This is a genomic window from Actinomadura sp. 6N118 (genome assembly GCF_044326415.1).
GTDB lineage: Bacteria > Actinomycetota > Actinomycetes > Streptosporangiales > Streptosporangiaceae > Spirillospora.
In genome coordinates this window covers 247,486-273,168 of record NZ_JBIRAZ010000012.1, presented here as the reverse complement: position 1 = coordinate 273,168, position 25,683 = coordinate 247,486, and the positions used below count along the sequence as shown (strand labels likewise).

General features: G+C 68.1%; 23 protein-coding genes. 12 read left to right on the top strand and 11 right to left on the bottom strand.

Annotated features, from left to right (window positions below):
* Positions 1 to 159: 159 nt before the first annotated feature.
* Complete coding sequence (locus ACH34W_RS30105) at positions 160 to 681, bottom strand: TetR-like C-terminal domain-containing protein (protein ID WP_395964495.1); 522 nt, start codon at positions 679 to 681, stop codon at positions 160 to 162.
* Between the two features lie 37 nt (positions 682 to 718).
* Between ACH34W_RS30105 and ACH34W_RS30100 the strand changes: the two genes are divergently transcribed.
* The 4 genes from ACH34W_RS30100 to ACH34W_RS30085 all read left to right on the top strand — a co-directional run bounded on the left by ACH34W_RS30100 (position 719) and on the right by ACH34W_RS30085 (position 3,443).
* On the top strand, positions 719 to 916 hold the full coding sequence (locus ACH34W_RS30100; protein WP_395964494.1) for a hypothetical protein: 198 nt from the start codon (positions 719 to 721) through the stop codon (positions 914 to 916).
* 434 nt (positions 917 to 1,350) lie between these two features.
* Complete coding sequence (locus tag ACH34W_RS30095; RefSeq protein ID WP_395964493.1) at positions 1,351 to 2,139, top strand: NYN domain-containing protein; 789 nt, start codon at positions 1,351 to 1,353, stop codon at positions 2,137 to 2,139.
* A gap of 370 nt (positions 2,140 to 2,509) precedes the next feature.
* Positions 2,510 to 2,848, top strand: coding sequence for a chorismate mutase (locus ACH34W_RS30090; protein WP_395964492.1), 339 nt, complete (start codon positions 2,510 to 2,512; stop codon positions 2,846 to 2,848).
* A gap of 397 nt (positions 2,849 to 3,245) precedes the next feature.
* Complete coding sequence (locus ACH34W_RS30085; protein WP_395964491.1) at positions 3,246 to 3,443, top strand: hypothetical protein; 198 nt, start codon at positions 3,246 to 3,248, stop codon at positions 3,441 to 3,443.
* A gap of 242 nt (positions 3,444 to 3,685) precedes the next feature.
* On the opposite strand, the gene ACH34W_RS30080 is transcribed toward ACH34W_RS30085, so the two are convergent.
* Complete coding sequence (locus ACH34W_RS30080) at positions 3,686 to 4,654, bottom strand: bacteriocin fulvocin C-related protein (RefSeq protein ID WP_395964490.1); 969 nt, start codon at positions 4,652 to 4,654, stop codon at positions 3,686 to 3,688.
* A gap of 496 nt (positions 4,655 to 5,150) precedes the next feature.
* Here ACH34W_RS30080 and ACH34W_RS30075 point away from each other — a divergent pair, with 496 nt between their 5' ends.
* From ACH34W_RS30075 to ACH34W_RS30060, 4 genes are read left to right on the top strand one after another with little or no spacing between them, the layout of a single operon-like run.
* On the top strand, positions 5,151 to 5,684 hold the full coding sequence (locus ACH34W_RS30075; protein WP_395964489.1) for a 2,4'-dihydroxyacetophenone dioxygenase family protein: 534 nt from the start codon (positions 5,151 to 5,153) through the stop codon (positions 5,682 to 5,684).
* A 2-nt stretch (positions 5,685 to 5,686) separates the two neighbouring features.
* A complete protein-coding gene (locus ACH34W_RS30070) occupies positions 5,687 to 6,709 on the top strand; it encodes a 2,3-butanediol dehydrogenase (RefSeq protein WP_395964488.1) in 1,023 nt (340 codons plus the stop codon).
* Positions 6,706 to 7,452 carry an SDR family NAD(P)-dependent oxidoreductase gene (locus tag ACH34W_RS30065; protein WP_395964487.1) on the top strand — a complete coding sequence of 249 codons (747 nt, stop codon included), beginning with the start codon at positions 6,706 to 6,708 and terminating at the stop codon, positions 7,450 to 7,452. Before ACH34W_RS30070 ends, ACH34W_RS30065 begins: the two co-directional genes overlap by 4 nt.
* 56 nt (positions 7,453 to 7,508) lie before the next feature.
* Positions 7,509 to 8,456, top strand: a complete 948-nt coding sequence (locus ACH34W_RS30060; protein WP_395964486.1) for a helix-turn-helix domain-containing protein — start codon at positions 7,509 to 7,511, stop codon at positions 8,454 to 8,456.
* A 70-nt stretch (positions 8,457 to 8,526) separates the two neighbouring features.
* Here ACH34W_RS30060 and ACH34W_RS30055 read toward each other — a convergent pair whose 3' ends face one another.
* From ACH34W_RS30055 to ACH34W_RS30045, 3 genes are read right to left on the bottom strand one after another with little or no spacing between them, the layout of a single operon-like run.
* Positions 8,527 to 9,570: an ABC transporter ATP-binding protein gene (locus ACH34W_RS30055; protein WP_395964485.1), complete on the bottom strand. Its 1,044-nt coding sequence runs from the start codon at positions 9,568 to 9,570 to the stop codon at positions 8,527 to 8,529.
* Complete coding sequence (locus ACH34W_RS30050; protein ID WP_395964484.1) at positions 9,567 to 11,075, bottom strand: ABC transporter permease; 1,509 nt, start codon at positions 11,073 to 11,075, stop codon at positions 9,567 to 9,569. The genes ACH34W_RS30055 and ACH34W_RS30050 overlap by 4 nt, the downstream gene beginning before the upstream one ends.
* Positions 11,076 to 11,081: 6 nt before the next feature.
* A complete protein-coding gene (locus ACH34W_RS30045; protein WP_395964483.1) occupies positions 11,082 to 12,101 on the bottom strand; it encodes an iron ABC transporter substrate-binding protein in 1,020 nt (339 codons plus the stop codon).
* A gap of 67 nt (positions 12,102 to 12,168) precedes the next feature.
* Here ACH34W_RS30045 and ACH34W_RS30040 point away from each other — a divergent pair, with 67 nt between their 5' ends.
* Positions 12,169 to 14,706 (top strand): AMP-binding protein, encoded by a 2,538-nt coding sequence (locus ACH34W_RS30040; RefSeq protein WP_395964482.1) that lies wholly within the window; start codon positions 12,169 to 12,171, stop codon positions 14,704 to 14,706.
* Here ACH34W_RS30040 and ACH34W_RS30035 read toward each other — a convergent pair.
* Positions 14,642 to 15,190, bottom strand: coding sequence for a MarR family winged helix-turn-helix transcriptional regulator (locus tag ACH34W_RS30035; RefSeq protein WP_395964481.1), 549 nt, complete (start codon positions 15,188 to 15,190; stop codon positions 14,642 to 14,644). The genes ACH34W_RS30040 and ACH34W_RS30035 overlap by 65 nt on opposite strands.
* A gap of 213 nt (positions 15,191 to 15,403) precedes the next feature.
* Between ACH34W_RS30035 and ACH34W_RS30030 the strand changes: the two genes are divergently transcribed.
* Positions 15,404 to 16,939 (top strand): GMC family oxidoreductase, encoded by a 1,536-nt coding sequence (locus tag ACH34W_RS30030; RefSeq protein ID WP_395964480.1) that lies wholly within the window; start codon positions 15,404 to 15,406, stop codon positions 16,937 to 16,939.
* 72 nt (positions 16,940 to 17,011) lie between these two features.
* On the opposite strand, the gene ACH34W_RS30025 is transcribed toward ACH34W_RS30030, so the two are convergent.
* The 5 genes from ACH34W_RS30025 to ACH34W_RS30005 form a co-directional block, all read right to left on the bottom strand.
* The gene (locus ACH34W_RS30025; RefSeq protein WP_395964479.1) at positions 17,012 to 17,986 is read right to left on the bottom strand and encodes a helix-turn-helix domain-containing protein; all 975 of its coding nucleotides are present in this window, start codon (positions 17,984 to 17,986) and stop codon (positions 17,012 to 17,014) included.
* A gap of 201 nt (positions 17,987 to 18,187) precedes the next feature.
* Positions 18,188 to 18,886 carry an ABC transporter ATP-binding protein gene (locus ACH34W_RS30020; RefSeq protein ID WP_395964478.1) on the bottom strand — a complete coding sequence of 233 codons (699 nt, stop codon included), beginning with the start codon at positions 18,884 to 18,886 and terminating at the stop codon, positions 18,188 to 18,190.
* Complete coding sequence (locus ACH34W_RS30015) at positions 18,883 to 20,811, bottom strand: ATP-binding cassette domain-containing protein (protein ID WP_395964477.1); 1,929 nt, start codon at positions 20,809 to 20,811, stop codon at positions 18,883 to 18,885. The genes ACH34W_RS30020 and ACH34W_RS30015 overlap by 4 nt, the downstream gene beginning before the upstream one ends.
* Positions 20,798 to 21,655, bottom strand: coding sequence for a branched-chain amino acid ABC transporter permease (locus tag ACH34W_RS30010; protein ID WP_395964476.1), 858 nt, complete (start codon positions 21,653 to 21,655; stop codon positions 20,798 to 20,800). Before ACH34W_RS30010 ends, ACH34W_RS30015 begins: the two co-directional genes overlap by 14 nt.
* Positions 21,656 to 21,667: 12 nt before the next feature.
* A complete protein-coding gene (locus ACH34W_RS30005) occupies positions 21,668 to 22,843 on the bottom strand; it encodes an ABC transporter substrate-binding protein (protein WP_395964475.1) in 1,176 nt (391 codons plus the stop codon).
* A gap of 247 nt (positions 22,844 to 23,090) precedes the next feature.
* Here ACH34W_RS30005 and ACH34W_RS30000 point away from each other — a divergent pair, with 247 nt between their 5' ends.
* Both ACH34W_RS30000 and ACH34W_RS29995 read left to right on the top strand, forming a co-directional pair.
* Positions 23,091 to 24,053, top strand: a complete 963-nt coding sequence (locus ACH34W_RS30000; RefSeq protein ID WP_395964474.1) for an MBL fold metallo-hydrolase — start codon at positions 23,091 to 23,093, stop codon at positions 24,051 to 24,053.
* Between the two features lie 13 nt (positions 24,054 to 24,066).
* Positions 24,067 to 25,665, top strand: a complete 1,599-nt coding sequence (locus ACH34W_RS29995) for an FAD-dependent monooxygenase (RefSeq protein WP_395964473.1) — start codon at positions 24,067 to 24,069, stop codon at positions 25,663 to 25,665.
* Positions 25,666 to 25,683: the final 18 nt, after the last annotated feature.

Genomic DNA, 25,683 nt, shown 5'->3' with positions numbered 1-25,683 from the left:
GCGGTCTTCGGGCTCGACCCCAAGACCGCGATCCGCTAGGTCGATAACGCCCGAATCCTCCTGACCACCGCCGAGGAACAGGCCCTGGCCGTTGATCGACGATGCGGCTCGATGACGGCGGCATGCCCGGCCGATCCGCGTCTCTGCCAAAGGCAGAGATCAGGCCTGCCCCAGCAACCGGTCGACCAGCCCGGCGATGTAGTCCGGGGTGAGCGGGCCCGCGCCGAACAGGACGCGGATGTACATCGGGGCCATGATGTGGTCGAGCACGCCCAGCACGTCGGGTGGATGCTCGCCGCGTTCGCCGGCGCGGTCGAGCATGGCCTGCACGAACCGGGTGCGCTCGGCGAGAAAGTCGTCACGCGCCCGCAGACCCCGTTCGCCCCTGTTCGACAGGGCGACGGTCAGGCGCAGCACCGCCAGGCCGTCGGGTCCCGTGATCTCGCGCGCCACCTGGGCCGCGTAGGCGTGCAGGTCACCAGCCAGGCTCCCGGTGTCGGGCATCGGCGACTGCGCGTTCAGGCGCGTGAGCGCCACGTCGGTGAGCAGGGCCTCCAGGGTGCCCCACCGGCGGTAGACGCTGGTATCGGCCACGCCCGCGCGGGCCGCGACGTCACCGACCGTGAATTCGAACCCCGAGTACAGGTTCACTCCCGAGGAACTGCGGACATGGATCGCCAACTATGGATCCTGGGAGGCTGATCCGAACGGTCGACTCATGCGGGTCACGTCCCCTGACACGGCCGATGGCCAGCGTCCCGGAATCGCAGAGATCTTGCGCGACGACGACATGCTCCCGCACGTCGAGTTCGATCTGCCTCTCAACGGAACATGGAGCGACCTGACCGCCATATTCGACATCGGCGAAGACACAGGCCGCTGGGTGCTCATTCTCGATCAAGTACGAGTCATGTAGATGGCGGCTTAGGCCAGCCCCGGGAGCCATGAGGGTCCCCATGACAAAGTCACCAACGGCAGTGCGGTCACTCGCCGACGCGCAACCGCAGGCCCGGAGTCCTCGCGGAACGAGCGATCCCGGTCATGCAGTGTGGGGACGCCCGTTCGCAGGTCAGAGGCTCAAGTCGCTCCCAGGAGTCTTCTGCTGCACGTGGCCTGGGCGATGTTGAGCCTGTACCTGCATCGCTGGCGCCCACACTGGCCTTCACGTCGACTACCAGGGCGCCGGCTCCTGCGTCTGCTGGCCACTCGGATGAGAAGCGCTGATAATGCTGCACGACCACGACGCCAAGGCGTCCCGGGATTTCAACCGAGCGGAGATCGGCTCTGTGGACAGCCGCCGGTGCCGTCCCTGCCAGATCCTGCTGTGACATCCACCTGGAGCGATAGCGCATGACCGCAGAAAGCGCCGGAGAGAACACCGCGAAACTGGCGGTGCTGATCGACGCCGACAACGCCAAGCCGACGGCGGTGGAGGAGCTGCTGGCGGAGGTCGCCAAGTACGGGACCGCCCACGTCAAGCGCGCCTACGGCGATTGGACCGGCACGCAGCTGAAGGGCTGGAAGGACCAGCTGCTCTCCCAGTCGATCCAGCCGATCCAGCAGTTCGCCTACACCATCGGCAAGAACGCCACCGACGCCGCCATGGTCATCGACGCGATGGACCTGCTGTACTCAGAGCGCTTCGACGGGTTCTGCATCGTCTCCAGCGACAGCGACTTCACCCGCCTGGCGGCCCGCATCCGCGAGTCCGGCCTGACCGTGTACGGGTTCGGTGAACGCAAAACCCCCAAGCCGTTCGTCGCGGCGTGCGACAAGTTCATCTACATCGAGAACCTGCAGAGCGCCACCGCCCCCGTGGAGGCCAAGCCCGCCCCGCAGACCTCTACGGCCAAGCTGAAGAGCGACACCGCCCTGGTCAACCTGCTCCGCCACGCCGTCGAGGCGGCCTCCGACGACGACGGCTGGGCCCGCCTGGCATCGGTGGGCCACATCATCACCAAGCAACGCCCCGACTTCGACTCCCGCACCTACGGCCACACCAAGCTCAGCGACCTGTTCGCCGCCACCACCCTGTTCGAACTGGACCGACGCACCCCCGGTGACGGGAAAGCGGCCATCATCTACGCCCGCGACAAGCGCCACGCCGACAGCCCCAAGCAGGCAACGACCAGAGCCTGAAACAGTCGGCGCCGACCGATACCGCTCAGCCGTGCACACCTGCACGGGACATCTTGTGCAGGCGACTTCGGGAAATCGACACAAGGATCCCCCCATGTCAGTGCCCACCAAATAGATCGAGCACTGGGAGTACGAGGTCGTCGACGTCGCCAAGCTGCCGCTACCTCCCGACAGATTGAACTGGGCCGGCGGTTCAGCGCCGGATACGTCGACGGTTTCCCCTCAGCTGCTGTCTTGGGGTGTCACGGTCCGGCTTGAGCAGCCCGCCTGGCCCGGTAGCCAGTGGGGTGACCACTCACGTTCACCGGGTTGAGACAAGCTGGGGGCAGGTACGAGCAGGATCGGCCGGGCGCGATGGAATGATCAGGACATGGCTGATCCGGAATCGCTCTCAGAAGTCCGTGCTCGCATCGACGACATCGATGCCGACCTGATCCGCCTGCTGGCCGACCGGCAGTCCCTGGTACGAGCGGCCGCAGCGTTCAAGGCTGATGAGCAGGCGGTTCGCGCCCCCGCTCGGGTGGAGAAGGTGATCGCGATGGCACGTCAGCGCGCCGTGTCGGCAGGGCTGACCCCCGCGGTCGCCGAGGCGGTATGGCGGGCGATGATCGACGCCTTCATCGAACTGGAAATTGCCGAGCACTCCGGACGTGGCAGCCATGTGGCAGAGGGCGACCGACCCGGTGAACGTTCATGGTCACCCCACTAGCGAGACTGAGGGTTACGCCATGCAGGCAGAAGCCCCGCTGCCTTCCGCCCCTGATAGGAGGGCTGCCTCTGCCGTGCGCAGCGACCACTGTGCCATGTCGGAGGCAACTCGTGATTCCTTCTGGCGTCGGCCTCGCCTCCAGGCAGGAACGGCTGGTGGATGTCGGGCGCGGACCTCTAGGGGCCGCGCAGGCGGCGGAATCAGTCGATCACGCGTTCCAGCATGCAGCGGCGGACGCCCAGATTGGCGTTGTTGCTGGATTCCTCACCGGAACGGGCCGCGGCCCGCCACCTGGAAACCCGCGACGTCCCCGTCATAGCCGCCGCGCTACGTCCTGCCGAGGTGGTCATCCATCACTACGACGCCGCCTACTCCACGTTCGAGGACCGCATCGCCCATGCCGTCTGGCTGGCAACGCGACCTCGACCGCCGCAACCTGCCCACCCGAGTCCTGCCTTCGGCCAACGGCATGCGCCTGGCCCTGACCGATGGTCGCCTTACCGGCCACCACATCGACATCGCCACTGACGCCGGCGCAGCCGTCGCCGACCACCTGCACCGCACTCCCGTCAGGCGCCAGACCGACCACGGGTGAATCCGATCGTGTGCCGACGTACGGCAAAGCGGCATCAACCGTGAGACCGGCAAGGCCAAAGGACCGTCGCGGGACGAGTCACCGACGGCTGGACGAGACTGGTCGGACCGCTTTCGTCGTAGGAGATCCCGCACACCGGAGCTGAAACGCAACCTGCTCGCCTACTCCACCACCCTGGGCATACCTGGCCATGCCACCGACATACGCCCACACCACCAGCTCGTCCCCCCACCCAACCGCCATCACCCGCAGTATCCGTCACATGGCTTAAGCCAAAATGAACCGCAGCCTCTTTCTGAGTATGCGCAGCCCGTCCAGTTTTTGCATCGGTACGGAAATTCGCAATAGTCATCTGTCATGTTGCAGTGGCAATCAGCGGCCGAACTTTTTGCGTTGGAGAGTTTGGCGTTCGGTCCCAGGTCGTCCAGCAGGAGTGCCGCCTCGGTCTCACTGAAGGCGTCGGTGACAGTCTTGCGCAGGTCCGAGGTGTCAGGTTCGGGGCCGGTCAGGTCGAAGACCGAGTCGTGGGCGATGAAGCGCTCGACGTGCTTGAGCGCCTGGTCCTGGGCACCCGTCAGTGACCTGTGCGTGTCGCGGTAGTTTTTGATGTGTTCGCGCCACAGGCTGGCCCGAGTGGGTGCCGGCAGAGCGCGGAAGATCTCGCGTCGGAAATGGATCTGGTATTCCCCGAACGCTTGGTATGTCTGCGGCAGGCGGTCCCTGTTGGCCGTGACCCATGCCTTGGCGGAGGTCTGGCTTTCCTGTGCGAACGCGGGCGTCTTCCCGAGCAGTACACCACCGGCGACCGCTACACCCAGACCGAGAAACTGCTTACGGTTCATTCCCGGGCGTGGCGACTGCGCGCCGGCGACCTTGGGCTGGCCGGCTTGTGCTCGCAGGCGGCCCAGTGCGGTGAGCACGCGCACGGTCGTCCGCAGGCCCAGGTGGCGGATCAGCGGGACGGCCATGCGGTGTGAGGCCCATGCCCGCACGTCGCGCGCCTCGTCGCGGATCCGCAGAAGGGTCGGAGCGAGCGCCGGGTTGTCACCGAAGACGTGTGTGCGCCATTGATGCACGTCCTGGTGGGTCAGGGGGAGGATTTCCAGCCGACCGGCGCAGGCTTCACCCACCGCGTGGGAGATGTCCCGACACGTGCCGCACGACGCGTCGAAAGCGAGCACCCACCGTTCCGTACCGTCCTTTTTCGACATGCTTCACCTTTCCCGATGAATGGACTGTGACGTCTGTTAGGCGTTCGGATTCGTTTCGGTTGTGCGCGCGGGCAAGCGGGCATACGCACCCGTCGCCCATCTGGCATTGCGTCGGCGGCGAGCGTGTGGTGGGCGACCCGACTGACGGACTGTCCTGATCATCACGGATCTGGCATAGCGATACCATCCGATTGGCCGCCACATTTCATCTGATTACTGCCAACGCCGATGCTGAACTCCATGCGCCATGAGGCGGATGGAGTAGGCCTCATAGTGTGATTAGTTTTACTAAAAGTGACGGCGACTCTGGCTGGGTTGGAGCGCCCGTCCCGCACCGCAGACAGGCTGATCAGCCTCCGCGCCGCCAGGCCTCGGACCGCCATGTCCGGAATCTGCAAACCAGAAGGTCTCTCACGGGAAAGACAGCCGTGACCAGGCGAGGTTCACTCTCCGAAACGCGTTCGTGAGGAGAACGCGTTCGTGAGGAGAAGGACACATGCCTGAAGAACCCGGCTCGGAGTTCTGGAAGGACCTCAAGCCGATTGAGAACTCGGCCAAGCCCGACGCGCTGCCCGAGGTGTATCTGTCCAAGGTCGCCACCGACGACGACCGCTACTACGTGCCGTTCACCGAGACGGTCGGGTCCCGGCCGTTGTGGATCAACGTCAAGGACAACAGCTGGTCCGACATCTTGCGGTCAAAGGAGGCCGGGCTCGTCAACCGGCACTACCACCCGCACGAGGTGTTCGCCTACACGATCTCTGGCAAGTGGGGCTACCTGGAGCGGCCGTGGACGGCGACCGCGGGCGACTTCGTCTACGAGGCGCCCGGCGAGGGCCACACCCTGGTCGCCTACGAGAGCGACGAGCCGATGAAAACGCTGTTCATCGTCAAGGGCCCGCTCATCTGGCTCGACGAGGACGGCGACGTCACCGGCTACTTCGACGTCCACGACTACATCGCGATGTGCCGCGAGCACTACGAGAACGTCGGGCTCGGCGCGGACTACGTCGACTCCCTCTTCCGCTGACGATGAGGGCGGCGATCTGGCACGGCGCGCGGGACGTGCGTGTTTCGGACGTTCCGCCGGGCGAGCCGGGCCCCGGGGAGGCGGCGATCGCCGTCGCGTATTGCGGGATCTGCGGGAGCGACCTGCACGAATACGCCGACGGCCCGCACGCGATCCCGGTGGGCGCGCCGCACCCCGAGTCGGGCCGGACGGCGCCGCTGATCCTCGGCCACGAGTTCTGCGGCACGGTCATCGAGGTCGCCCCGGACGTCACCGGCGTCGGGCCCGGCGATCGCGTGGCGGTCGAGCCGCATTACCGTTGCGGCACATGCCCGCGCTGCCTTGCGGGCGAGTACAACCTGTGCCGCCACTTCGGTTTCGCCGGGCTGATGGGCGACGGTGGCCTGGCCGAACGCGCCGTGGTGCCCGCGTACATGCTGCACCGGCTTCCGCCCGAGGTCTCGCTGGAGCAGGCCGCCGTTTTCGAGCCCGCCGCGGTCGCGCTGCACGCGCTGCGCCGGTCCGGGCTCGCGGAGGGCGACACGGTCGCGGTCGCCGGTCTCGGGCCGATCGGGCTGCTCGTCGTCCGGCTCGCCGTCCGGTACGGCGCGCGCCGCGTCGTCGCCGCCGACCCGTCCCCGGCGCGCCGTGAGGTGGCCCTGCGGCTCGGCGCCGACCGCGTGGTGGACGACTCCGCTCTGCTGCGCGAAGGGGAGGGCGCGGACATCGTGTTCGAGGCCGTCGGCGCGGAGCGGACGCTGCACGACAGCCTGGCGGCCACCCGGCGCGGCGGCGGGGTCGTCCTGCTGGGCCTCGGCGGCACTGCCGCGATCGACACCTTCGCGCTGGTCAACGACGAGAAGTCGATCATCGCGAGCGTTGGGTATCGCGACGTGTACCCCGAGCTGATCAGGCTCGTGGCCGAGGAGGGCCTGGACCTCACCGCCATCGTGACCTCGACCATTCCACTTGCCGACGTCGTCCACGACGGCTTCCAGGCGCTGCTGAACGCCAAGAAGGAGATCAAGGTGCTGGTGCGTCCATGACCATGCCTATGAGCGAGGGTTTCGCCGACCGGCTGTTCGAGGGCAGGGCGGTGTTCGTCACCGGCGGCACGTCCGGGATCGGCGCCGCCACTGCGACGCTGTTCGCCGAGCTTGGCGCCGAGGTGACCGCGCTGGGCTTGCGCCCGTCCGACCAAGCCGAACTTCCGGACCACCCGCGGGTGGCGGTCGTCGAGCACGACGTGCTGGACGGCGCCGGCCTCACCCGGCTGATCAACGCCGCCGGCCGGCTGGACGCCCTGGTGAACTGCGCCGGAATCAGCCACGACCGCGACGAGTACGACCTGGACCCTTGGCGGCGGGTCCTGGAGGTCAACCTCACCGCCACCATGGTCGCCTGCCAGGCCGCGCGGCCCGCGCTCGTCCGGGACGGCGGCGCGATCGTGAACGTGTCGTCGATGTTCGCGTTCACCGGCAGCCGGGACCGGCCTGCCTACAGCGCGAGCAAGGGCGGGATCTCCCAGCTCACCCGGTCGCTGGCGGCCGAATACGCCGGGGACGGGATCAGGGTGAACGCGGTCGCCCCCGGCTTCATCGTGACCCCGCTGGCGCGCGGCCTGCTCGACGACCCGCACGCCGCCGCGGCGGTCCTGGCGCGCATCCCGGCCCGCCGCTACGGCAAGCCGCGAGAGATCGCCGCCGTGGTGGCGTTCCTGTGCTCGCCCGCCGCGTCGTACGTGACCGGGGCCGTGCTGCCAGTGGACGGAGGCTATCTGACGGTGTGATCAGCGTCACTGGGCACTAGGCTTCAGGGAATCGCCCAGAACGGGAGGAGCAGCCCATGTCAGCACCCGCTCTGCCCGTGATCTCCCAGGCCTCCACCGAGGCCGTCGACCCCCGCGACCGCATCGACTACTGGGAGGAGTACAACCGCAAGGCCCTGGTCGGCCTGTCGTGCACCTCCTATTCGGAGCGGGGCCTGCTGGCCCGGGAGACCAACTTCCAGCTCGACGATGTGCGCCTCGCTGACATCAGCGGCAACGCGCACGCCATAGAGCGGTCGCCGAAGGTCGCCAGGTCCGCTCCCAAGGACTCGGTGTTCGCCACCCTCCTGCTCAAAGGCGACGCGGTCTTCCTGCACGAGCACGGCTGCCTGGCGGCCACCGCAGGCGACCTCGTCCTGTACGAGACCCGGCTGCCGTACCTGTTCGGCTTCTCGTCGTCGATGCGGCAGTTCCTGGTCGACATACCCCGGGATCTGTTCGTCCGGGAGTGCGTGACCGGCGGCGTTCCCGCGCCGATGCTGTTCGGCCGTGCCACCGCCCACGAGGGCGAGCTGGTCGGGGCGCTCCGTTCCCTGCTGACCGGGGGAAACGGCACCGGGCGGGACGTTCTCGACGTGCTGGGGCTGCTGGCCGCGGAACGGTCCGGCGGCCGTCCCGCGCCGCCCGCCTACCAGACCCAACTGATCATCGCCACGGACCACATCGAGCGGCACCTGCACGACCCGAACCTCACCGTCGGGCAGGTCGCAGGCGTCATGAGCGTCTCGGTCCGGCATCTGGGCCGGATCTTCGAATCGTCCGGCACCACGCCGTCCAAGCACATCCTCGAACGCCGCCTCCAGCGCGCCTATGACGATCTGACCGCTCCCGCCGCCACCGGAACCACCATCGCCGACATCGCCTACCGATGGGGTTTCTCCAGCCAGGCGCATTTCGCCCGCCTCTTCCGCGCCCGGTTCGGCCACACGCCCACGGAGGCGCGCGACCGTACGGATCAGGCGTAGGCGATGAGGCCGCCGCAACGACTGCGGCGACAGGCTGGCCGCGTTCAAGGAGATGGCGGGGTGCGGTGGGTCAGGGGTGGAGGGTGGCCTGGCCGGTGGCGCGAACACCGATGCGGTCGCCGAGGTGCGGGGCGACGTGGTCGGTGATCCGGATGTTGACGGGGACGTCCAGACCGTCGACGGTGACGGTCACCATGGCGTCGTGGCCGAAGTAGCGGACGTCGGTCACCTTGCCGGAGGGCGTGCTCTCGCCGGGATCGGTGAGGCGGAGTTGTTCGGGCCGGAGCAAGACGGTGCCCTGGCGCGGGGTTTCGGCGGTCGCGCCGGTGGGCGTGCGGATCTCCACGGTGCCGAGGGCCGTGGTGGCCGTGCCGTTCACGACGGTGGCGGGGAGCAGGACGGCGTCGCCGACGAAGCCGGCTGTCCAAGGGTCGGCCGGATGGTTGTAGACGTCCTGGGGGGTGCCGCACTGGGCGATGCGTCCGTCGCGGACGACGGCGACGAGGTCGGCGGTGGAGAGGGCTTCCTGCTGGTCGTGGGTGACCAGGAGGGCGGTGGCCCCGATGGCGTGGAGGGCGGCGCGGACGTCGGCGCGCACCCCGGCCCGCAGTGCGCTGTCGAGGGCGTTGAACGGTTCGTCGAGCAGGACCAGTGCAGGTTCGGGGGCCAGAGCGCGGGCCAGGGCAACGCGCTGCTGCTGCCCACCGGACAGTTCGTGGGGCATCCGGTCGCCGTAGCCGGCCAGGCCCACGAGTTCGAGCATCTCCTCGGTGCGCCGACGGCGGGTGGTTCGGTCGGTGACGCCGAACGCCACGTTGGCGGCCACGCTCAGGTGTGGGAAGAGCGCGCCCTCCTGGGGGACGATGCCGATGCGACGGCGTTCGGGGGGAACGTGCGTTCCGGGGCCGGTGAGAGTGCGTCCGCCGACGGTGACGGTCCCGGCGCGGGCGCGCAGGAACCCGGCGATGACGCGGAGCAGGGTGGTCTTGCCGCAGCCCGAGGGGCCGAGCACGGCTGCCAGTGACCCGCTGGGGACGGTGAGGTCGATCCCGTGCAGCACGGTCGTGTCCGGACCGTATCCCATGGTCAGGCCCTCGATCCGCAGGTCGGTCATGTGCGCCTTCCAAGGAGGTACGAGGGGACGGCGGCGAGCAGGATCAGCACGGCGGCGTACGGTGCGGCGTCGGCGTAGGATCCGACGCCGGTCTCCGTCCACAGCCGGGTGGCGAGGGTGTCCATGCCGGTGGGACGCAGCAGCAAGGTCGCCGGCAGTTCCTTCATGCAGACCACGAAGGTCAAGGCGGCACCGCCCGCCACACCGGGGGCGGCCAGCGGCACGGTCACCTCTCGCAGGACCCTCAGCGGACTCCGGCCAAGGGATCGGGCGACGTCCTCCAACACGGGTGGGGCTTGGAGGACGGCGGCGCGGGTGGCGGCCACCGCGACCGGCAGGAACAGCACCGCATAGGCGCACACCAGCAGCGGTAGCTCCTGGTAGAGAGGGTAGGCGTAGCGAACGGCGAAGAAGACCATCGCGAGGGCCACCGTGATCCCAGGGAGGGCGTGCCCGGCATAGGCGGCATGTTCCAGCAGGTCGGCGGTCCGTCCTCGGTAGCGGGCGGCGACCACACCGACGGGCAGCGCGAGCACGGTGGTGAGGGCCGCGCCGAGAGCGGCCACGGTGAGCGTTACGCCCGCTGTGTTCAGCAACCCAGCGGGATCCCAGGTGTCGGAATTCCCGACCGTGAGCCAGTAGCCGAGCGTGGCCAGAGGGAAAACGACCGCGGCGGTGATGACGGCGGCACACCAGGCCAGCGCGGGGATCGCCATTCGCCCGAGCGTCGCGGGGACGATCGGGCGAGCCGTGCCGGTTCCCGTCCTGGAGTGCCCGCGACGCCCTCGGGTGCGCGTCTCCAGGGCGACGAGGACGACGGTCATCACCACCAGGACGATGCTCAGTGCGGCGGCCGGAGTGCGGTCGAAGCTGGCCCGGTAGGAGGTGTAGATGCCACGGGTGAACGTGTCGTAGCGCATCAGCGACACCGCGCCGAAGTCCGACAGTACGTACAGCGCCACCAGCAACGCGCCGCCGGCCGCGGCCGGACGCAACTGCGGCAAAGTGACGCGGAGGAACGTCCGGACCGGCCCGACGCCAAGGGATCTGGACACCTCCTCGTGCGCGGGGTCGGTCCCGCGCAGGGCGGCGGCGACCGGAAGGTAGACGTACGGATAGCTGACCAAGGTCAGCGCGATCGCCGAGCCGGTGAAACCCGCCAGTTCCGGCATCGCCGACAGCCAGGCGAAGGCCGCCACGTAACTGGGCACGGCCAGCGGCACGGTCGCCACCACCGACCAGACACCGGCCCCGGGCAGCGCCGTGCGCATGGTCAGCCAGGCCAGGGAGATGCCCAGGACCAGGCAGGCCGCCACGACCACGACGGCCAGGGCCAGGCTGCGGGCCAGCAGCAGGCCGGTGCCCTCAGTCGCGACCACCCCCCAGGCGAAGCCGGGCCCCCGCTCCAGCGAGCGCACGGCAAGGTAGCCGAGCGGCAGCAGGGCGAAGGCCCCGGCCAGGCACGCCGGTCCGAGCAGCCCCCAAGGGGCACGGGGCGTGCTCATGCCAGGTCAGACCATCCCGGCTTCACGCAGCATCGCCAGAGTCTGCTGCAGAGAGTCGAGCTTGCCGAGGTCGACGGCGGGGGCCTTGAGGGACTCCAGCGGCGGCAGGCCCGGAACCGTGCTCTGGACGCCTGAGGCCAGCGGGTACTCCTTGGTCTTGTCGGAGAAGTAGGTCTGGGCGTCCTTGCCGAGCAGGAAGTCGACGGCCTTGAGCGCCGCCGCGTGGTGCTTGGCGCCCTTGAGCACGCCCACGCCCGCCACGTTGATCAACGCGCCGGGGTCACCGCCGGGCAGGTAGTGGAGCTTGGCGGTGACGTTGTTCGCGCCCTTCTCTGCGACCTTCTCGTACCAGTAGTAGTGGTTGAGCAGGCCGAGCGGGACCTGCCCCTTGTCGACGGCGTCCAGCAGGGCGAGGTTGTCGTCGTAGGCCTTCACCCCGTTGGCCTTGAGGCCCTTGAGCCACTCCCGGGTGGCCTCGTCGCCCTTGAGGACCCGCATGCCGGTGACGAACGCCTGGAAGGAGGCGTTGGTCGGCGCATAGCCGACCTTGCCTTTCCACTCCGGCTTGACCAGGTCGAACACGCTGTTCGGCGGCCGAGTGATCTGCCTGGGGTCATAGGCCAGTACCCGGACGCGGCCGGAGAGGCCGACCCAGTCGCCAGAACTGGAGCGGAACGACGCGGCCACCTTGTCGAGCGACGGCTGGGGCAGCTTGTCCAGCCGTCCCTGCTTGGCCAGGGCTCCGAGCGCTCCGGCGTCCTGGGACAGGAACAGGTCGGCCTTGGTCTTGTCGCCCTCCTCCAGAAGCTGCGCCGACAGCTCAGAGCTGGAGCCGTAGCGGACCTCGACCTTGGTGTCGACGGCCTTCTCCAGCTTCTCCAGCAACGGCTTGACCAATGCCTCGTTACGGCCGGAGTAGATGATCAGACCGGCGTCCGAACCGAAGATGCCGCACGCCGTTCCGAGCGGCAGCAGGACGACCATCAAAACGGATACGGAAGCGAAACGGGCCAGCGGGTATCGCATGATCATCCTAGGGATATGTCCTTCAATCATCTTGGCAGATAGGTTAGCCTTACTTAAGATACGCCGCGTGAGCAACCCCCAGCCGGGCCACAAGGCGGTCCTCTTCGCCTGTGATCTGGCCGATCACGCCGACCGGACCGCGGTCATCACCGCCGGCGGCGCACTGTCCTACCGCGAACTCGCCGCCCGGGTGGCCGAGACCGTCCAGCGCCTGGGATCCGAACGGCGCCTGGTCCTGCTGGCCGGCGCCAACACCGTCGACGCGCTCGTCGTCTACCTGGCGGCGCTGGCGGGCGGGCATCCCCTGCTGCTGGTCCCCCACGACCGTCCCGAATCAGTGCGGTCACTGATCGACAGCTACGACCCCGACATCGTGGCGTCCCCCGATGGCGCCCTCGACGAACGTCGCCAGGTCTCCGCGCACACACTGCATCCAGACCTCGCGCTGCTGCTGAGCACCTCCGGCTCCACCGGCTCGCCGAAACTCGTCCGCCTGTCACACGAGAACCTGCAGGCGAACGCGGCGGCCATCGCCAACTATCTGGGCATCCACGACGGTGACCGCGCCGCCACGACCCTGCCCATGTCCTACTGCTACGGCCTGTCGGTCATCAACAGCCATCTCCTGCGCGGCGCCGGACTGATCCTCACCGAACTGTCGGTGACCGACACCGGACTCTGGGACCTGTTCCGCAAGGCGCGGGGCACGACGTTCGCGGGCGTCCCTTACACCTTCGACCTGCTTGACCGAGCCGGTTTTGCCGACATGCACCTTCCCCACCTGCGGTACGTCACCCAGGCGGGTGGCAGGCTGCCCGCCGACCGCGTGACCCGCTACGCGGCGCTGGGCCGCCGGCTCGGGTGGGACCTGATCGTCATGTACGGCCAGACCGAGGCGACCGCCCGCATGGCCTACCTGCCGCCGGACCTCGCGGTCTCCCATCCCCACGCGGTGGGCATCCCCATTCCCGGCGGTTCCTTCCGGCTCGAACCAGTACCGGACTGGCCAGACCCCGACACCGGCGAACTGGTGTACTCCGGGCCGAACGTCATGCTCGGATACGCCGAGAACCCCTCCTGCCTGGCGCTGGGCCGGACGGTGGAGGAGTTGCGCACCGGCGACGTCGCCCGGCTCAGCCCGGCGGGGCTGTACGAGGTCGTGGGGCGGCTCAGCCGATTCGTGAAGGTCTACGGGCTTCGGATCGATCCCCAGCGCGTCGAGGCGGCGCTCGCGCGCCACGGCCTGACCTCCTGCTGCACCGGCGACGACGAAGGACTGGTCGTGGCGGTCACCGGTGACGTGAAAGCCGGGAGCATCCGACGGCTGGTGGCGTCCGAATGCGGGCTGCCCGCCCGGGCGATCGGCGTTCATGTCGTGACCGAGTTGCCCAGGCTCCGCACGGGCAAGCCCGACTACGAGGCCGTTCGCCGGCTGGCACGGCCCGAGCCGGTGTCGGCCACGGATCTGTGCCGCCTGTACGCCGAGATTCTGGACCGTTCCGACGTCACCGCCGACTGCAGCTTCGTCAGCCTGGGTGGCGACTCGCTGTCCTATGTGGAGATGTCGCTGAAGCTGGAGGAGGCGCTGGGTGTCCTGCCCTCCGACTGGCCCAGCCGGCGCATCCGCGACCTGCGGCCGCCCGTCGGCCGCCCACGATGGCGGACCGTGGAGACGGGCATCATGCTGCGCGCGGCCGGCATCGTCCTCGTCGTCGGTTCGCACATCGGGATCTTCACGATCCGAGGAGGTGCGCATTTGCTGCTGGCGGTCGCCGGCTTCAACTTCGCGCGGTTCCACCTCACCTCGGCCGGTCGGCGCGAACGCCGCCGGCATGTGATGGGCGCGCTCACCCGGATCGCCGTGCCGAGCGTCGCGTGGCTCGTGCTGATCGCGCCCGTCACCGCCGACTACCACCTGTCCGACGCCCTGCTCCTGGACAGCGCGCTCAGCCGCAACAGCAACTACTGGTTCGTCGAAGTCATCGCCTACATCCTGCTCGTCATGATCATCTGGCTGAGCATCCCGGCACTGGACCGGACGGAGCGGCGCCTCCCGTTCGGGTTCGCCCTCGGCTTCCTGCTGCTCGGCCTGGTCGCCCGCTTCGACCTCCTCGGCTTCCGCAGCCTCCTGGACCTGCCATCCGCGATCGTCGCGTTCTGGATGTTCCCGCTCGGCTGGGCCGCGGCGAAGGCCGGCACCCGCTGGCAGCGGCTGCTGGTGACCGCTGCCGCCGTGACCACGATTCCCGGCTACTTCGGTCCCGGAGAACTGGTCCGGGAGACCCTCATCATCACCGGCCTGGCCCTGCTGATATGGCTACCGGCGCTGCCGAGCCCAGGCCTCCTCAACCGCCTCATCGGTCCGCTGGCCGCCAGCTCCCTGTACATCTACCTCGTCCACTGGCAGGTCTATCCGCTGATCGAGAACCATGACCAGCTCCTGGCCCTGATCGTCTCGCTCGCCGTCGGCATCGCCTACGCCGCACTCGCCACGAAGGTCATGCGGCACTACCAGCCCGTCTTGCGGGCGTGGTTGCGGCTCAGCCCCGGCGCCGTACCTCGAGGTGCGGAGCCGAGTCGAGCAGCTTGCCCAGAGCTGAGGTGATGGCAGCGCGCTCTTCGGGTGTCAGGAGCTCCGCCCACATGCGTTCGCGGACGTTGTGCTCGTGGTAGGTGTCCGCGATGGCCTTCTGCCCCGCTGCGGTGAGGGTGAAGGCGACCGCGCGGCCGTCGTGCGGCGACTTGGTACGGCGGAGCAGGCCTTCGCGCTCAAGGGTGTTGGCCTGGCTCGACGCGGCCTGGCGGCTCATGCCCGCGATCCGGGCGGCGTCCTTGGCGTCCATCGTGCCCACGATCCACAGAGCGAACATCAACCGGAAACCGGCCCAGCTCCAGCCACGCGGTCTGTGCACGGACGATTCGAGGTCGTAGACGACGGTGCTCGCCGCACGGTGCAGGGCCAGGACGAGTGCGGCGGCTTCGGTGTCGACCGGGGGCTCCAGCCGGCCGGCGCGGTCGAGGGCGAACCTCACGAACGACTGAAAGTCGAGTTCGTCGATCGGCGGCGGCTCGCTCTTGTCCAGGGTCATGGGCTCAGCCTGCCAGCACCTCGAGGATCGATGTCCACCTCGATTCTCGAAGCGCATGGTCGTCGTCGACTTGGCCCGGCGTGAACGACTCTTGGCGTAGTGCGAACAGTCCGAATGTGGCTCTTCCGGCACCTCCTGGGCGCTCCCAGAATGAGCGCAGGCTCGGTCGAACGACCAGGGCTCAGCCAAACGACCTGACCGGGAGGACTCACCATGACGCTGCAGGCCGATGTGATCGTTGTCGGAGCCGGCTCGGCGGGCGCCATCCTTGCCCGCCGGCTCGTGGACGCGGGACGTGACGTGCTCCTGCTCGAGGCCGGTGGCGAGGATTCCAATCCTGCGATCCACGATGTCCTCCGCCTCGCCGAGCTCTGGTTGAGCCCCCAGGACTGGGGCTACTACACCGTGCCCCAGAAGAATGCGGCGAACCGGTTGCTCCACCTTCCCCGCGGCAAGGTGCTGGGCGGGTCCCATGCGCTGAACGCCGCGATCTGGGTGCGGGGCTGCGCCGAGGACTTCGCGCACTGGGAGAAGCTGGGAGCGAGTGGGTGGGGCTGGGCCGATGTGGCGCCGGTCTACGACCGGATTGAGGCGTACGACGGCCAGTCGGCCGGTGCTCGTGGCACTTCGGGGCTGCTCGACGTGACCGTCGGCTACCAGCTGGATCCCGTCCAGCAGTCGATCATCGACGCCTCGGTGCAGGCGGGCCTCGCGGTCAATCCGGATTACAACTGCGGCACGCTGGACGGCGTCGCGAAGATGCAGTTCAACATCCGGGGGGTCGAGCGCTGGAACACCTACAAGGCGTACCTGAAGTCCGTACGGGACCGGAACAACCTCCACATCGTCACCGATGCCCGCGTCAACCGGCTGATCGTCGAGGACGGGGCCGTTGTCGGCCTCGAGGCCGACGTGGAGGGCATCGCCATGGAGGCGTACGCCGCCGAGACGGTCCTGTGCGCCGGTGCCCTCGACTCCCCGCGCGTTCTGTTGCGCAGCGGAATCGGGCCGGCCGCAGAGCTTCGGGACCTGGGTGTTGACACGATCCTCGACCTGCCGGGCGTCGGACGCAACTTGCAGGACCATCTGCTGTCGCCCGCGATCTTCGAGACGACAACGCGCGACGTCGGTCCTCCGACCCCCGGTCTGGCGGCAGCCCAGACCCATCATTTCTGGCGCAGCCGCGAGGGGCTGGACTCTCCCGACACCCAGCCGATCAACTTCAGCGTGCCGATGTACTCCGAGGAATGGATGAGCGGCCCTGATTCGGGCTTCTCGCTCATGGCCGGCCTCGTCCGGCCGGAGAGCCGCGGCTCGGTCACGCTGACCGGACCCGGCGCCGATGACCCGATCGCCATCGACCTCAACGTGTTCGACGTGGACACAGACCTCCAGACGCTCGTCGCCTCGCTGCGCAAGTGCCGCGAGATCGGTCAGCAGCCCGCTCTGGCCACCGAATGGGGTGCACGGGAGCTCTACCCCGGCCCTGACGTCGAGACCGACGAGGCGCTTGCCGACTATGCGCGCAGAACGGTGATCACCTACCACCACCAAGCCGGCACGTGCGCCATGGGCACCGGACCCGCTGCGGTGGTCGACCCCGCGACCCTGCGGGTCCACGGGTTGCGCGGGCTCCGCGTCGCGGACGCGTCGGTGTTCCCCCGGATCACCAGCGGCAACACCAATGCGCCTGCCTGCCTGGTGGGTGAGCGCGCCGCCGACTTCATCCTGGCCGAGGAAGCCGGCTGAGACCGGCCTGCCCGCCAGAGCCACCTGGCGCTCCCGCCGGAGCCACCTGGCGCTTCGGTCAGGTGGCTTCGGTCAGGTGGCCGGCATTCCCGCCGAACGGAAGTGACGCGGTGAGACGCCGTAGGCGATCTTGAACACGCGGGAGAAGTGCGGAGCGTCGGGCAGGCCCCAGCGCGCTCCGATCTCGGACACCGACCGGCCTGCGTGCAACGGGTCGACAAGCATCCGACGGCAATGCTCCAGGCGCCGCGTGCGGATCCAGGACGACACGCTCATGCCCTCCTCGCTGAACAGCTGGTGCAGCTGCCGCACCGAGATGTAGTGCGCGGCGGCGATCTGAGGTGGCGAGAGCGATTCGTCGTCGAGGTTCGCCTCGATGAAGTTCTTGATCTGGTTCAGCAGCCTTCGCCGGGGCTCGTTCGTCCCTTCCAGCCTGACGTCGAGCTCGTTCGCCAGCAAAGTGGTGACCAGGTCGATCGTGGTGTGTGCGAGCCGCAACGCGGCGCCGCCGTTCAGCGACTCGAAGTTCTTCGCCATGCGGAGCAGGAACGGGCTGATCACCTGGCACATCGCACGGTTCGCCGGCAGTCTGGTCGCGGTCAGCTCGCCCAGGTCCGTGGTGGTCAGGTCGATCGAGGAGCGGGGGAACATCAAGACGATGTGCCGCATGTTGTCGTCCGATACGAGGGTGTACGGCCTCGTCGTGTCGTAGATGGCGATGTCACCGGGGGTGAGCAGCGCTTCCTTGCCGTCCTGGAGCAACAAGCTGCTGCCGCGTAGCTGCATCGAGAGTTTGTAGTAGTCCCGGCCCGAACTCGCCACCAGTTCCGGGGTTCTGATCACCGAGTGCTGGCTGACGCGGACGTCGAACATGGCGAGCCGGTCGATGCGCTTGGCGCGCAGCTGCCCATGGAAGGCGCCGGGCCGGTCGGTCTGCACCTCCAGCGGAACGAAGCTCTCGGAAACGTGCCTTCGCCACTCATGGAAGTCCGAGGTGAGGTAGCTCTCGACTCCATGTCGTGAGCGCGGCGCGGAATCCACCGTCATGGGAACCTCCCGGTCTGATTGCTCGACTCGATGGTGCACCCTCGATGTGACCGGCGACACAATCTGGCGCAATTTGCTCCCTGCGTGCCAAGAATCCTGCACGGTGAGACAAGTTCCCACGATCAAGATACTGTTGTCGGCCCAACGTCAACTACGATAAGTGATCGTTTGTCTACTTTGGGAAATGCGGGTGGCAACCGATCAACGATCCGTCCCCAGATACGTGCGTTGGAGCCGTTCGGGGTCTTCCAGCAGAACTGATGCCGGGCCCTGGTAGGTCAGCCGGCCTCCGGTGATGACGGCCGCCTCGGTCGAGATTCCAAGAGCGAGCTGTGCGAACTGCTCGACCAGCAACACACCCATACCGTCCGCGGCGAAGTCCTTCACGAGCGGCAGGAGCCGTCTGAAGACCGCGGGGGCCAGTCCCAGCGACATCTCGTCGACCAGGAGGAAGCGGGGCCGGGTGACGAGCGCGCGTGCGAGCACGAGCATCTGCTGCTCTCCGCCGGAGAGCAGGGTTGCCGCACTGTCATGACGCTTCCGGAGCTCGGGGAACAGCGTGAAGGCGCGCTCGATGTCTGCGGACGAGCGCGTGGCGACGCGAAGGTTCTCGGTCACCGTCAGTGAGCCGAACACTGTCCGCCCCTGCTCGACGTGCACGATCCCCAGTTTCCGTCGACCGACCTTGCCATGCCGGGTGATCTCCTGGCCGTCGCAGGTGATGGAACCCCGCGCGACATCGACCAGTCCGGACACGGCCTCGAGCAGGGATGTCTTCCCGGCTCCGTTCGGGCCGATGAGGGTCGTCACCTCACCGCGTCGGACAGTGAGGGACACGTCGGTGACGACGCGGCCACCCGCCCGGTCGACGCAGACCTGCTTCAGCGTGAGCTCGCTCATGTTGGATCCTCCCCGAGATAGGCCCGCATCACTTTCGGGTCACTGAGGACCACGTCTTGCGCCCCGGCAGCGATCACGCGTCCGAAGTCGAGGACGACGAGTGACGTGCAGACCGATCGGACCATGTCCAGGTCATGCTCGATCAGGAGGACCGCCGTGCCGAATCGTTCGGGGACCGCCTGGAGGTGGCGCCCGAAGCGGATGTGCTCCTCGTGCGACAGGCCCGCGGCGGGCTCGTCGAGCAGGAGCACCCGAGGACCGCTCAACACGTGCGCGGCCACCTCCACGAGGCGGCGTGTGGCCAGGTCGACGTCGGAAAGGAGGGAATGCGCCGGCGGGCACTCGAAGTGCTCGAGCGTCTCATCGATCGCCGCACGATCAGGACGCCCGTGCGCGACCATGCGCACGTAGGCGCCCACCCGGAGGCCCGGCGGAACGCGATCCTGCTGGAACGTTCGACGCAGACCTGCCCGTGCCCGCGCCGTCGGCCGCAGGCCGGTCACGTCACGGCCACCGAGCTCGACCACTCCGCGCTCGGAATGGGTGAACCCGGTGAGGACATCGACCATGGACGACTTCCCGGCTCCGTTGGGGCCGATCAGCCCGACGATCGTGCCGGTGGGTATGTCGAGGTCGACATCGTCGAGGGCGGTCACCGCACCGAATCGCACGGTGATGCCGCGAGCCGACAAGGCCGGGCCATGCGTCGCCGACCGCCCGGTCGGCATCGCGGGAGCCGGACGAGTCACCTCGGAGTCGGTGGTCTGCGCGGGTGCTGCCGTCTGCGCGGGTGCCGCGGTCGCGGGTGCAGCGGTCACCTCGGAGTCGGTGGTCTGCGCGGGTGCTGCGGTCGCGGATCCTCGTTCGGTCAGGTGCGTTGCCATTGGAGCTCGGCGTCTACGGAGCCGGCTCAGATTGTCCCCGAGGCTGTTGCCCGATGCGACCGCCTGGATGCCGGCGAGCCCGAACACCACCAGGGCCCAGTCCTGCGGAACGCCCCAGGTGCGCAGCAGTTCAGGAATGCCGACCCAGAGCACTCCACCGACCACCGCTGCCACGACGGCCTGCGCGCCCACCACCACCGCCAGGACGTACAGCGCGAGCGATGCGGTCGGTTCGAAGCTGCTCGGGTAGAGGACCCCGACCTGTCCTGCGGTCACGCCGCCACTGATCCCGGCCAAGAGCGCGCTGAGACCGAACGCCGACGTCTTGGCGAAGGGCACGTTGACGCCGGCCGCCGCAGTGCCTCGCTCGGAGTAGGCCACGGCGCGCCAGCTCGAACCGAGGCGCGTTCGCCCGAGATAGGCGACCAGGACCCCTGAGGCAATGAGGAAAGCGGCCGCCAGGACGAAGTAGTCCGGGTCGGATGCCGCCGCGCTCGGCCGACTGATGAAGTGCCCATCGTTGGTCCCCGGGAACTGGGTGAGCCCTAGGGTCTGTCGAACTGCCGCTGCGAAACCGAGAGTGACCACGGCGAGGTTGACACCGCGCAACCGGAGGGCCGGGAGGCCGATGACCACGCCGACGAGCCCCGAGGCCATGCCGCCGATGGCGATCCACACGACGAGCCCGCCGGGTGCCTGCCAGATGCTCAGCTGGGCCACGACGACCGCGCCGACCGCGGCGAACGAGAGCTGGCACAAGGAGATCATTCCGGCCCGTCCCGAGACGACTCCGATGCCGACCAGGGCGATGGCGGCCGCCACCACGGTGATGCCCAGAAAAAGGAGGTACGGCGAGAGTGCACGACTGGCCACGATCGCGAGGAGCAGTGCGACTATTGCGTATGCGGCCGGCATGAGTGGGTGCTGGCCGAAGTCGAAGGTGCCGACGAGCCGCGCCAACGGGTTGCGGCCCGGCTGCGCGTCGCGAGACTCACGTCTCACCTGGACGGCCGCAGCGCGACCGGTATCAACGGGCGACATCCCACGCCTCCTTTCTCTGGCTCCACAGCAGGAGCACGAGGATGACCGCGAACGGAATCCAGAACTTGAGGACCGACAGCTGGTTCGACTGGGCGAGGGCGCCCTGCAGCATGCCGAGCCCGATACCGCCCGCGACTGAGAGCCAGGTCGACCGGAAGGCGCCGACCAGCGCGGCGGCGGCGGACGGCACCACGAGCATCGTCAGTGAGTACTGGTCGTTCGTCTGGGTCGGCGCGACGAGGGCGACCGCCACCGCCGCCACCACGCCGGTGGCCAACCACACCACGACGGTCAGAGACCTGGCGGGGACCCCCAGCAGCTCTGCTGTCGACGGTCGCTCCGACAGCGCCCGGAGCAGCACTCCGGCATTCGTCCTGCGCAGCACCAGGTGCGCAGCACTCGCGGCCGCGACCGCCAGCAGGCACATCACCACGGCGATCCACGTGACCACCGTCCCGCCGAAATCGAACGCCGAACCGTGCACGAGCGGCGCGAAGTTCTTGGGCTTCGTGCCGAAGGCGATGAACGACGCTGACAACGTGAGGAGCAGTGCTGCGATGGAGACCGCGGAGCGGTGCGTGATGTCCGCCTCCGGCATCCAGTGTGCAAGCACCGCACCGAGGATGCCGGAGGCCGCCGTTGCGACGACCACTCCGAGAAGCACGGCCAGGAAGACCGGCATTCCATGGTCCGCCAGCGTGACTGCGGTGTAGGTCCCGAACATGGCCAACGCGAGCTGGGCGAAGTTCACGACCCGGATGAGCTGCGCCATCAAGGTCAGGCAGACGGCGATGGTGGCGTAAAAGCCGCCCAGCGCCAGTCCGCTCAGAGCTCCTGAGATCATCGACTGCTCAACTCAGCCCTGGTCGACAATGAGCCATTTGTCCGCGGCGTTCTTCCACGAGCCCTTGTCGAGGACGATCGGCCAGCCGGCGTGGTTCGGCTGGTGGCTGTTGCCCGGCCCGAACTGGTACGGCGTGCCGACCATGGCGTTCTCGATCGGCGCCATCTTCTTGAGCGCCTCGGTCACCGACGTGCGATCGATGTCGCCTTTGATCGACTTGAGGACGTCGACGAAGTACGTGGCTGCGAGGTACCCGCCCTGCGAGAACGACGTCAGCGCGAGACCTTGCTTGGTCATGAGCTCGCGCCAGTCCTTGTTCGCTGTCGCGGTGGCGTCTGTGAAGGGGAGGAACTCAGCCGGCACGTAGACCTTCTGCCCTGCCGGCGCCGCCTTCGCGAACTGCTCGGAGTACACCGAGGTCAGGAACAGCCAAGTGATCCCGGTGACGTTCTGGGCCACCGCGGCCTTGAGCAGGCCCAGGGCATCCGGTTCGACGAAGTTGGCGAAGACGGCGTCGCAGCCCTTCTCCTTGACCTTCACCGCCTGGGGCGTGTAATCGGCGTTGCCGTAGGGCACGGTGTCGTCGAGGTAGGTCAGCTTCGCGCCACTCGCCTTCGCCCAGGCGTCGATCGCCGCCTGATAGGCGGGCTTGGAGGCTCCGCTGATCGCGAGGAAGGCACAGATCTTCTTAACGTGCAGGTTCTGCGAGCCGAACGTCAGCGTCATCTGCGAGTCGAGGTAGGGCCCGGCGTTGACCGGGGCCATCACCGGGCTGTTGAAGCATCCCGGCCCGACCCCGGTACCGACGACGCTCATGATCTTCTGCTGCTCGTAGAACTTCCCGTTCACATCGCAGTCGACCAGGCTCGCACCACCCACCATGGCAACGGCCTTCTTGCTGGTCACGATGTCTCGCGCCGTCTGAGTTGCGGTCGCCGGGTCCGCCTTGTCGTCAGCGACGACGTACTTGATCTGGCGTCCGTTGATCCCACCCGCGGCGTTGACCCTGTCGAACACCGCCTTCGCCGCCGCAGATGCCTCGGGAAATGTCGCCGGACCGCTGAGCGCGTTGATGGAGCCGACGACGATGGGCCCGTCCGCGGATCCTGAGCCACCGCCACCGCCGCATGCGGCGAGAAGCAAGGCTGACGTCGCAGCAGCGGCAAGGGCGAAGACCTGATTCTTCATGTGGAGCCTCTCGACAGGACGCCGGATCCATCGCGGCCGGCGTCGCCGCAACGTTAGGAACACGGTGCGCTGTCTGGCTTGGCTCAGCGAGCAGGGAACTTGACCCAGCGGGCACGACCTCCCTCTGCATGTCTGCCGTGCTTCCAACGCCGACGACTCGTGGTTAGGGTTCCAACTCATAAAAGGTTTTACGAGTCGGACGGCGGGTGCCGAGGTGCCCGCCGTCACCCGAACAGATGGGATCGGCATGGCCGGCAAACCCTTCGCGTCCTCGGCGGACATCAGTGCGAAGCAGCAGACGCTCGAGGTGCTCGCAGAGGGGGTCTACGCCCTGACTGCGGAGGGCGACCCCAACGTCGGCGCCATCGAGGGCGAGGACTTCCTGGTCTGTTTCGAGGCGCTGGCGACGCCGACCGCAGCACGAGACTGGCTGGCGGAGCTCAGGAAGCACACGGACAAGCCCGTGAAATACCTCGTCCTGTCGCACTACCACGCGGTGCGCGTCCTCGGTGCAAGCGCGTTCGACGCCGAGGTGATCGTGGCGCACGAGAACACCCGCCGGCTGATCGCCGAGCGCGGCGAGCAGGACTGGGCTTCGGAGTTCGGGCGGATGCCTCGCCTGTTCAAGGATCCCGGCTCGATCCCGGGGCTCACCTGGCCGACGGCGACATTCACCGACCGGTTCACCATCGATCTCGGTGGTGATCGCGGTGACCTCGTGTTGCAGTACTGCGGGCTCGGCCACACGGCTGGCGACATCGTCGCGTGGTTGCCCTTGCAGAAGATTCTGTTCGCCGGTGACCTCGTGGAGGCCCAGGCGGCGCTGTACACCGGAGACGCGTTCCACCGCGACTGGGCGGCGGCGACGCTCGACAACGTCGCTTCCTTCGGAGCCGAACAGCTGGTGGGTGGCCGTGGGGCTGTCGCGCGCGGTGCGGAGGCCGTCAGCGCGGCGATCGAGCAGACGCGCGGCTTTCTCACCACCATGATCGAGCACGTCGGGGCCGTCCAGGAGCGTGGCGGCACCCTGAAGGAGGCGTTCGAGGCGACCCACACCGCGTTGGCGCCGAAGTTCGGGCACTGGCCGATTTTCGAGCACTGCCTGCCCTTCGACGTCGCGCGGTTGTGGGACGAGCTGTCCGGCACCGACTGGCCCGTCATTTGGACCGCCGAGCGCGACCGCCAGGTGTGGGACCTCCTCCAAACCTGACGGGACGCACACCATGAATCAGCACCAGCCCGTACTCGTCCTCGGAAACGGGCCCGTCGGTCAGACGGCGGCCCTTCTTCTCGCTCGCTGGGGGATTCCCGTCGTCGTGCTCGACGGCCGCCCCGCTCGCGATCTCATCGGATCCAAGGCGATCTGCCAGCAACGCGACGTCCTCGACATCTGGGAGAGCGTCGGCGCGGGAGCGACCCTTGCGGCCGAAGGCGTGACATGGACCCGGGCGCGCACGTTCTACCGCGATGACGAGCTGTTCACGATCGACTTCGAGGACCCCGGCGCCTCGCCGTTCCCCCCGTTCGTGAACATCTCCCAGTGCCGCACCGAGGAGGTCCTCGACGATCAGATCGATGCCCAGCCACTGATCGAGGTGCGCTGGGGCCACCGCGTCATCGCGATCGCGCAGGACGCCGAGGGCGTGACCGTGACCTGCGAGACGGAAGCGGGAGAGATCGAGGCTCGCGGCAGTTACCTGCTGGCCTGCCCCGGAGCCCGTGGTGATGCCATCCGGGAGATGCTCGGGCTCTCGTTCGAGGGGCACACCTTTGGTGACCAGTTCCTCATCTGTGACCTGCGCACCGACCTTCCGGGGTGGCAGCGCGAGCGGCGGTTCTACTTCGACCCGCAATGGAACCCGGGCCGGCAGGTGCTGATCCATCCATGTCCGGACTCGACCTTCAGAATCGACTGGCAGGTGCCGGAGAACTTCGAGCTCGCGGAGGAGGAGCGCACCGGAGCGCTCGATGCCCGCATTCGCCAGATCATCGGCGACCGCGACTACGACATCGTGTGGAAGTCGGTGTACCGCTTCCACTCGCGCGTGGTGAACCGCATGCGAGTCGGTCGTGCTCTCGTGGTCGGCGACGGAGCACACCTGGTGGCTCCCTTCGGCGCCCGGGGCCTCAACTCGGGCGTGCAGGACGCGGAGAACGCCGCATGGAAACTTGCCTACGTGCTCAACGGGTGGGCGCCTGAGTCACTCCTGGACACCTACCACCACGAGCGACACGCGGCTGCCCTGGAGAATCTGGAGGTCACCGGAGCGACCATGCGCTTCCTGGTTCCGCAGACCGAGGAGCAGTGGGAGGACCGCAGGCGGACTCTCGACGCTGCGCGTCACGACACGGACGCCCGTGCCCAGGTCGATTCGGGCCGGCTGGCCGAGCCGTTCTGGTACGTCGACTCGCCGCTCACCACGCCGGACCCCCGCGGCCCGTTCGCCGGCCGGCCGGCCAAGGGCGCGATGCCCACACCGGCGCCCGGTGTGCTGATGCCGGACTTTCCCGTGCGTGGCGCCGACGGTGGCGAAACGCACCTGCGCCGACTCCTGCGCGACGGAATCACGGTGCTCGTTGGCTCGGAGTGTTCGCCGTCGGTACTCAGCCAGGCCCGCGAAGGCTCCATGGGGCCGGTTCACGCCTATGCGTTCGCCGACCTGTCGCCCGCCTTGGCGGGCGTCGTGGGCGCAGAAGCCGCCGAGGTCTGGGTCGTACGACCCGATGCCCACGTGGCCGCGGTCCTCCGTGACCCATCGCTAGTCGAGCTCACCCGAGCGCTCGACCGCGCACTTGCACGCGGTCTTCCCATCACCGCCTGACCATTCCCGCCTTTGCCC

Coding starts and splice junctions, on each gene's coding strand:
- ACH34W_RS29995 (WP_395964473.1), top strand. CDS start 24,067: ATGAATCAGCACCAGCCCGTACTCGTCCTCGGAAACGGGCCCGTCGGT.
- ACH34W_RS30075 (WP_395964489.1), top strand. CDS start 5,151: ATGCCTGAAGAACCCGGCTCGGAGTTCTGGAAGGACCTCAAGCCGATT.
- ACH34W_RS30055 (WP_395964485.1), bottom strand. CDS start 9,570: ATGACCGACCTGCGGATCGAGGGCCTGACCATGGGATACGGTCCGGAC.
- ACH34W_RS30020 (WP_395964478.1), bottom strand. CDS start 18,886: ATGAGCGAGCTCACGCTGAAGCAGGTCTGCGTCGACCGGGCGGGTGGC.
- ACH34W_RS30025 (WP_395964479.1), bottom strand. CDS start 17,986: ATGACGGTGGATTCCGCGCCGCGCTCACGACATGGAGTCGAGAGCTAC.
- ACH34W_RS30005 (WP_395964475.1), bottom strand. CDS start 22,843: ATGAAGAATCAGGTCTTCGCCCTTGCCGCTGCTGCGACGTCAGCCTTG.
- ACH34W_RS30060 (WP_395964486.1), top strand. CDS start 7,509: ATGTCAGCACCCGCTCTGCCCGTGATCTCCCAGGCCTCCACCGAGGCC.
- ACH34W_RS30085 (WP_395964491.1), top strand. CDS start 3,246: ATGCCGTCTGGCTGGCAACGCGACCTCGACCGCCGCAACCTGCCCACC.
- ACH34W_RS30045 (WP_395964483.1), bottom strand. CDS start 12,101: ATGCGATACCCGCTGGCCCGTTTCGCTTCCGTATCCGTTTTGATGGTC.
- ACH34W_RS30050 (WP_395964484.1), bottom strand. CDS start 11,075: ATGAGCACGCCCCGTGCCCCTTGGGGGCTGCTCGGACCGGCGTGCCTG.
- ACH34W_RS30095 (WP_395964493.1), top strand. CDS start 1,351: ATGACCGCAGAAAGCGCCGGAGAGAACACCGCGAAACTGGCGGTGCTG.
- ACH34W_RS30090 (WP_395964492.1), top strand. CDS start 2,510: ATGGCTGATCCGGAATCGCTCTCAGAAGTCCGTGCTCGCATCGACGAC.
- ACH34W_RS30100 (WP_395964494.1), top strand. CDS start 719: ATGCGGGTCACGTCCCCTGACACGGCCGATGGCCAGCGTCCCGGAATC.
- ACH34W_RS30080 (WP_395964490.1), bottom strand. CDS start 4,654: ATGTCGAAAAAGGACGGTACGGAACGGTGGGTGCTCGCTTTCGACGCG.
- ACH34W_RS30035 (WP_395964481.1), bottom strand. CDS start 15,190: ATGACCCTGGACAAGAGCGAGCCGCCGCCGATCGACGAACTCGACTTT.
- ACH34W_RS30000 (WP_395964474.1), top strand. CDS start 23,091: ATGGCCGGCAAACCCTTCGCGTCCTCGGCGGACATCAGTGCGAAGCAG.
- ACH34W_RS30030 (WP_395964480.1), top strand. CDS start 15,404: ATGACGCTGCAGGCCGATGTGATCGTTGTCGGAGCCGGCTCGGCGGGC.
- ACH34W_RS30065 (WP_395964487.1), top strand. CDS start 6,706: ATGACCATGCCTATGAGCGAGGGTTTCGCCGACCGGCTGTTCGAGGGC.
- ACH34W_RS30015 (WP_395964477.1), bottom strand. CDS start 20,811: ATGTCGCCCGTTGATACCGGTCGCGCTGCGGCCGTCCAGGTGAGACGT.
- ACH34W_RS30070 (WP_395964488.1), top strand. CDS start 5,687: ATGAGGGCGGCGATCTGGCACGGCGCGCGGGACGTGCGTGTTTCGGAC.
- ACH34W_RS30010 (WP_395964476.1), bottom strand. CDS start 21,655: ATGATCTCAGGAGCTCTGAGCGGACTGGCGCTGGGCGGCTTTTACGCC.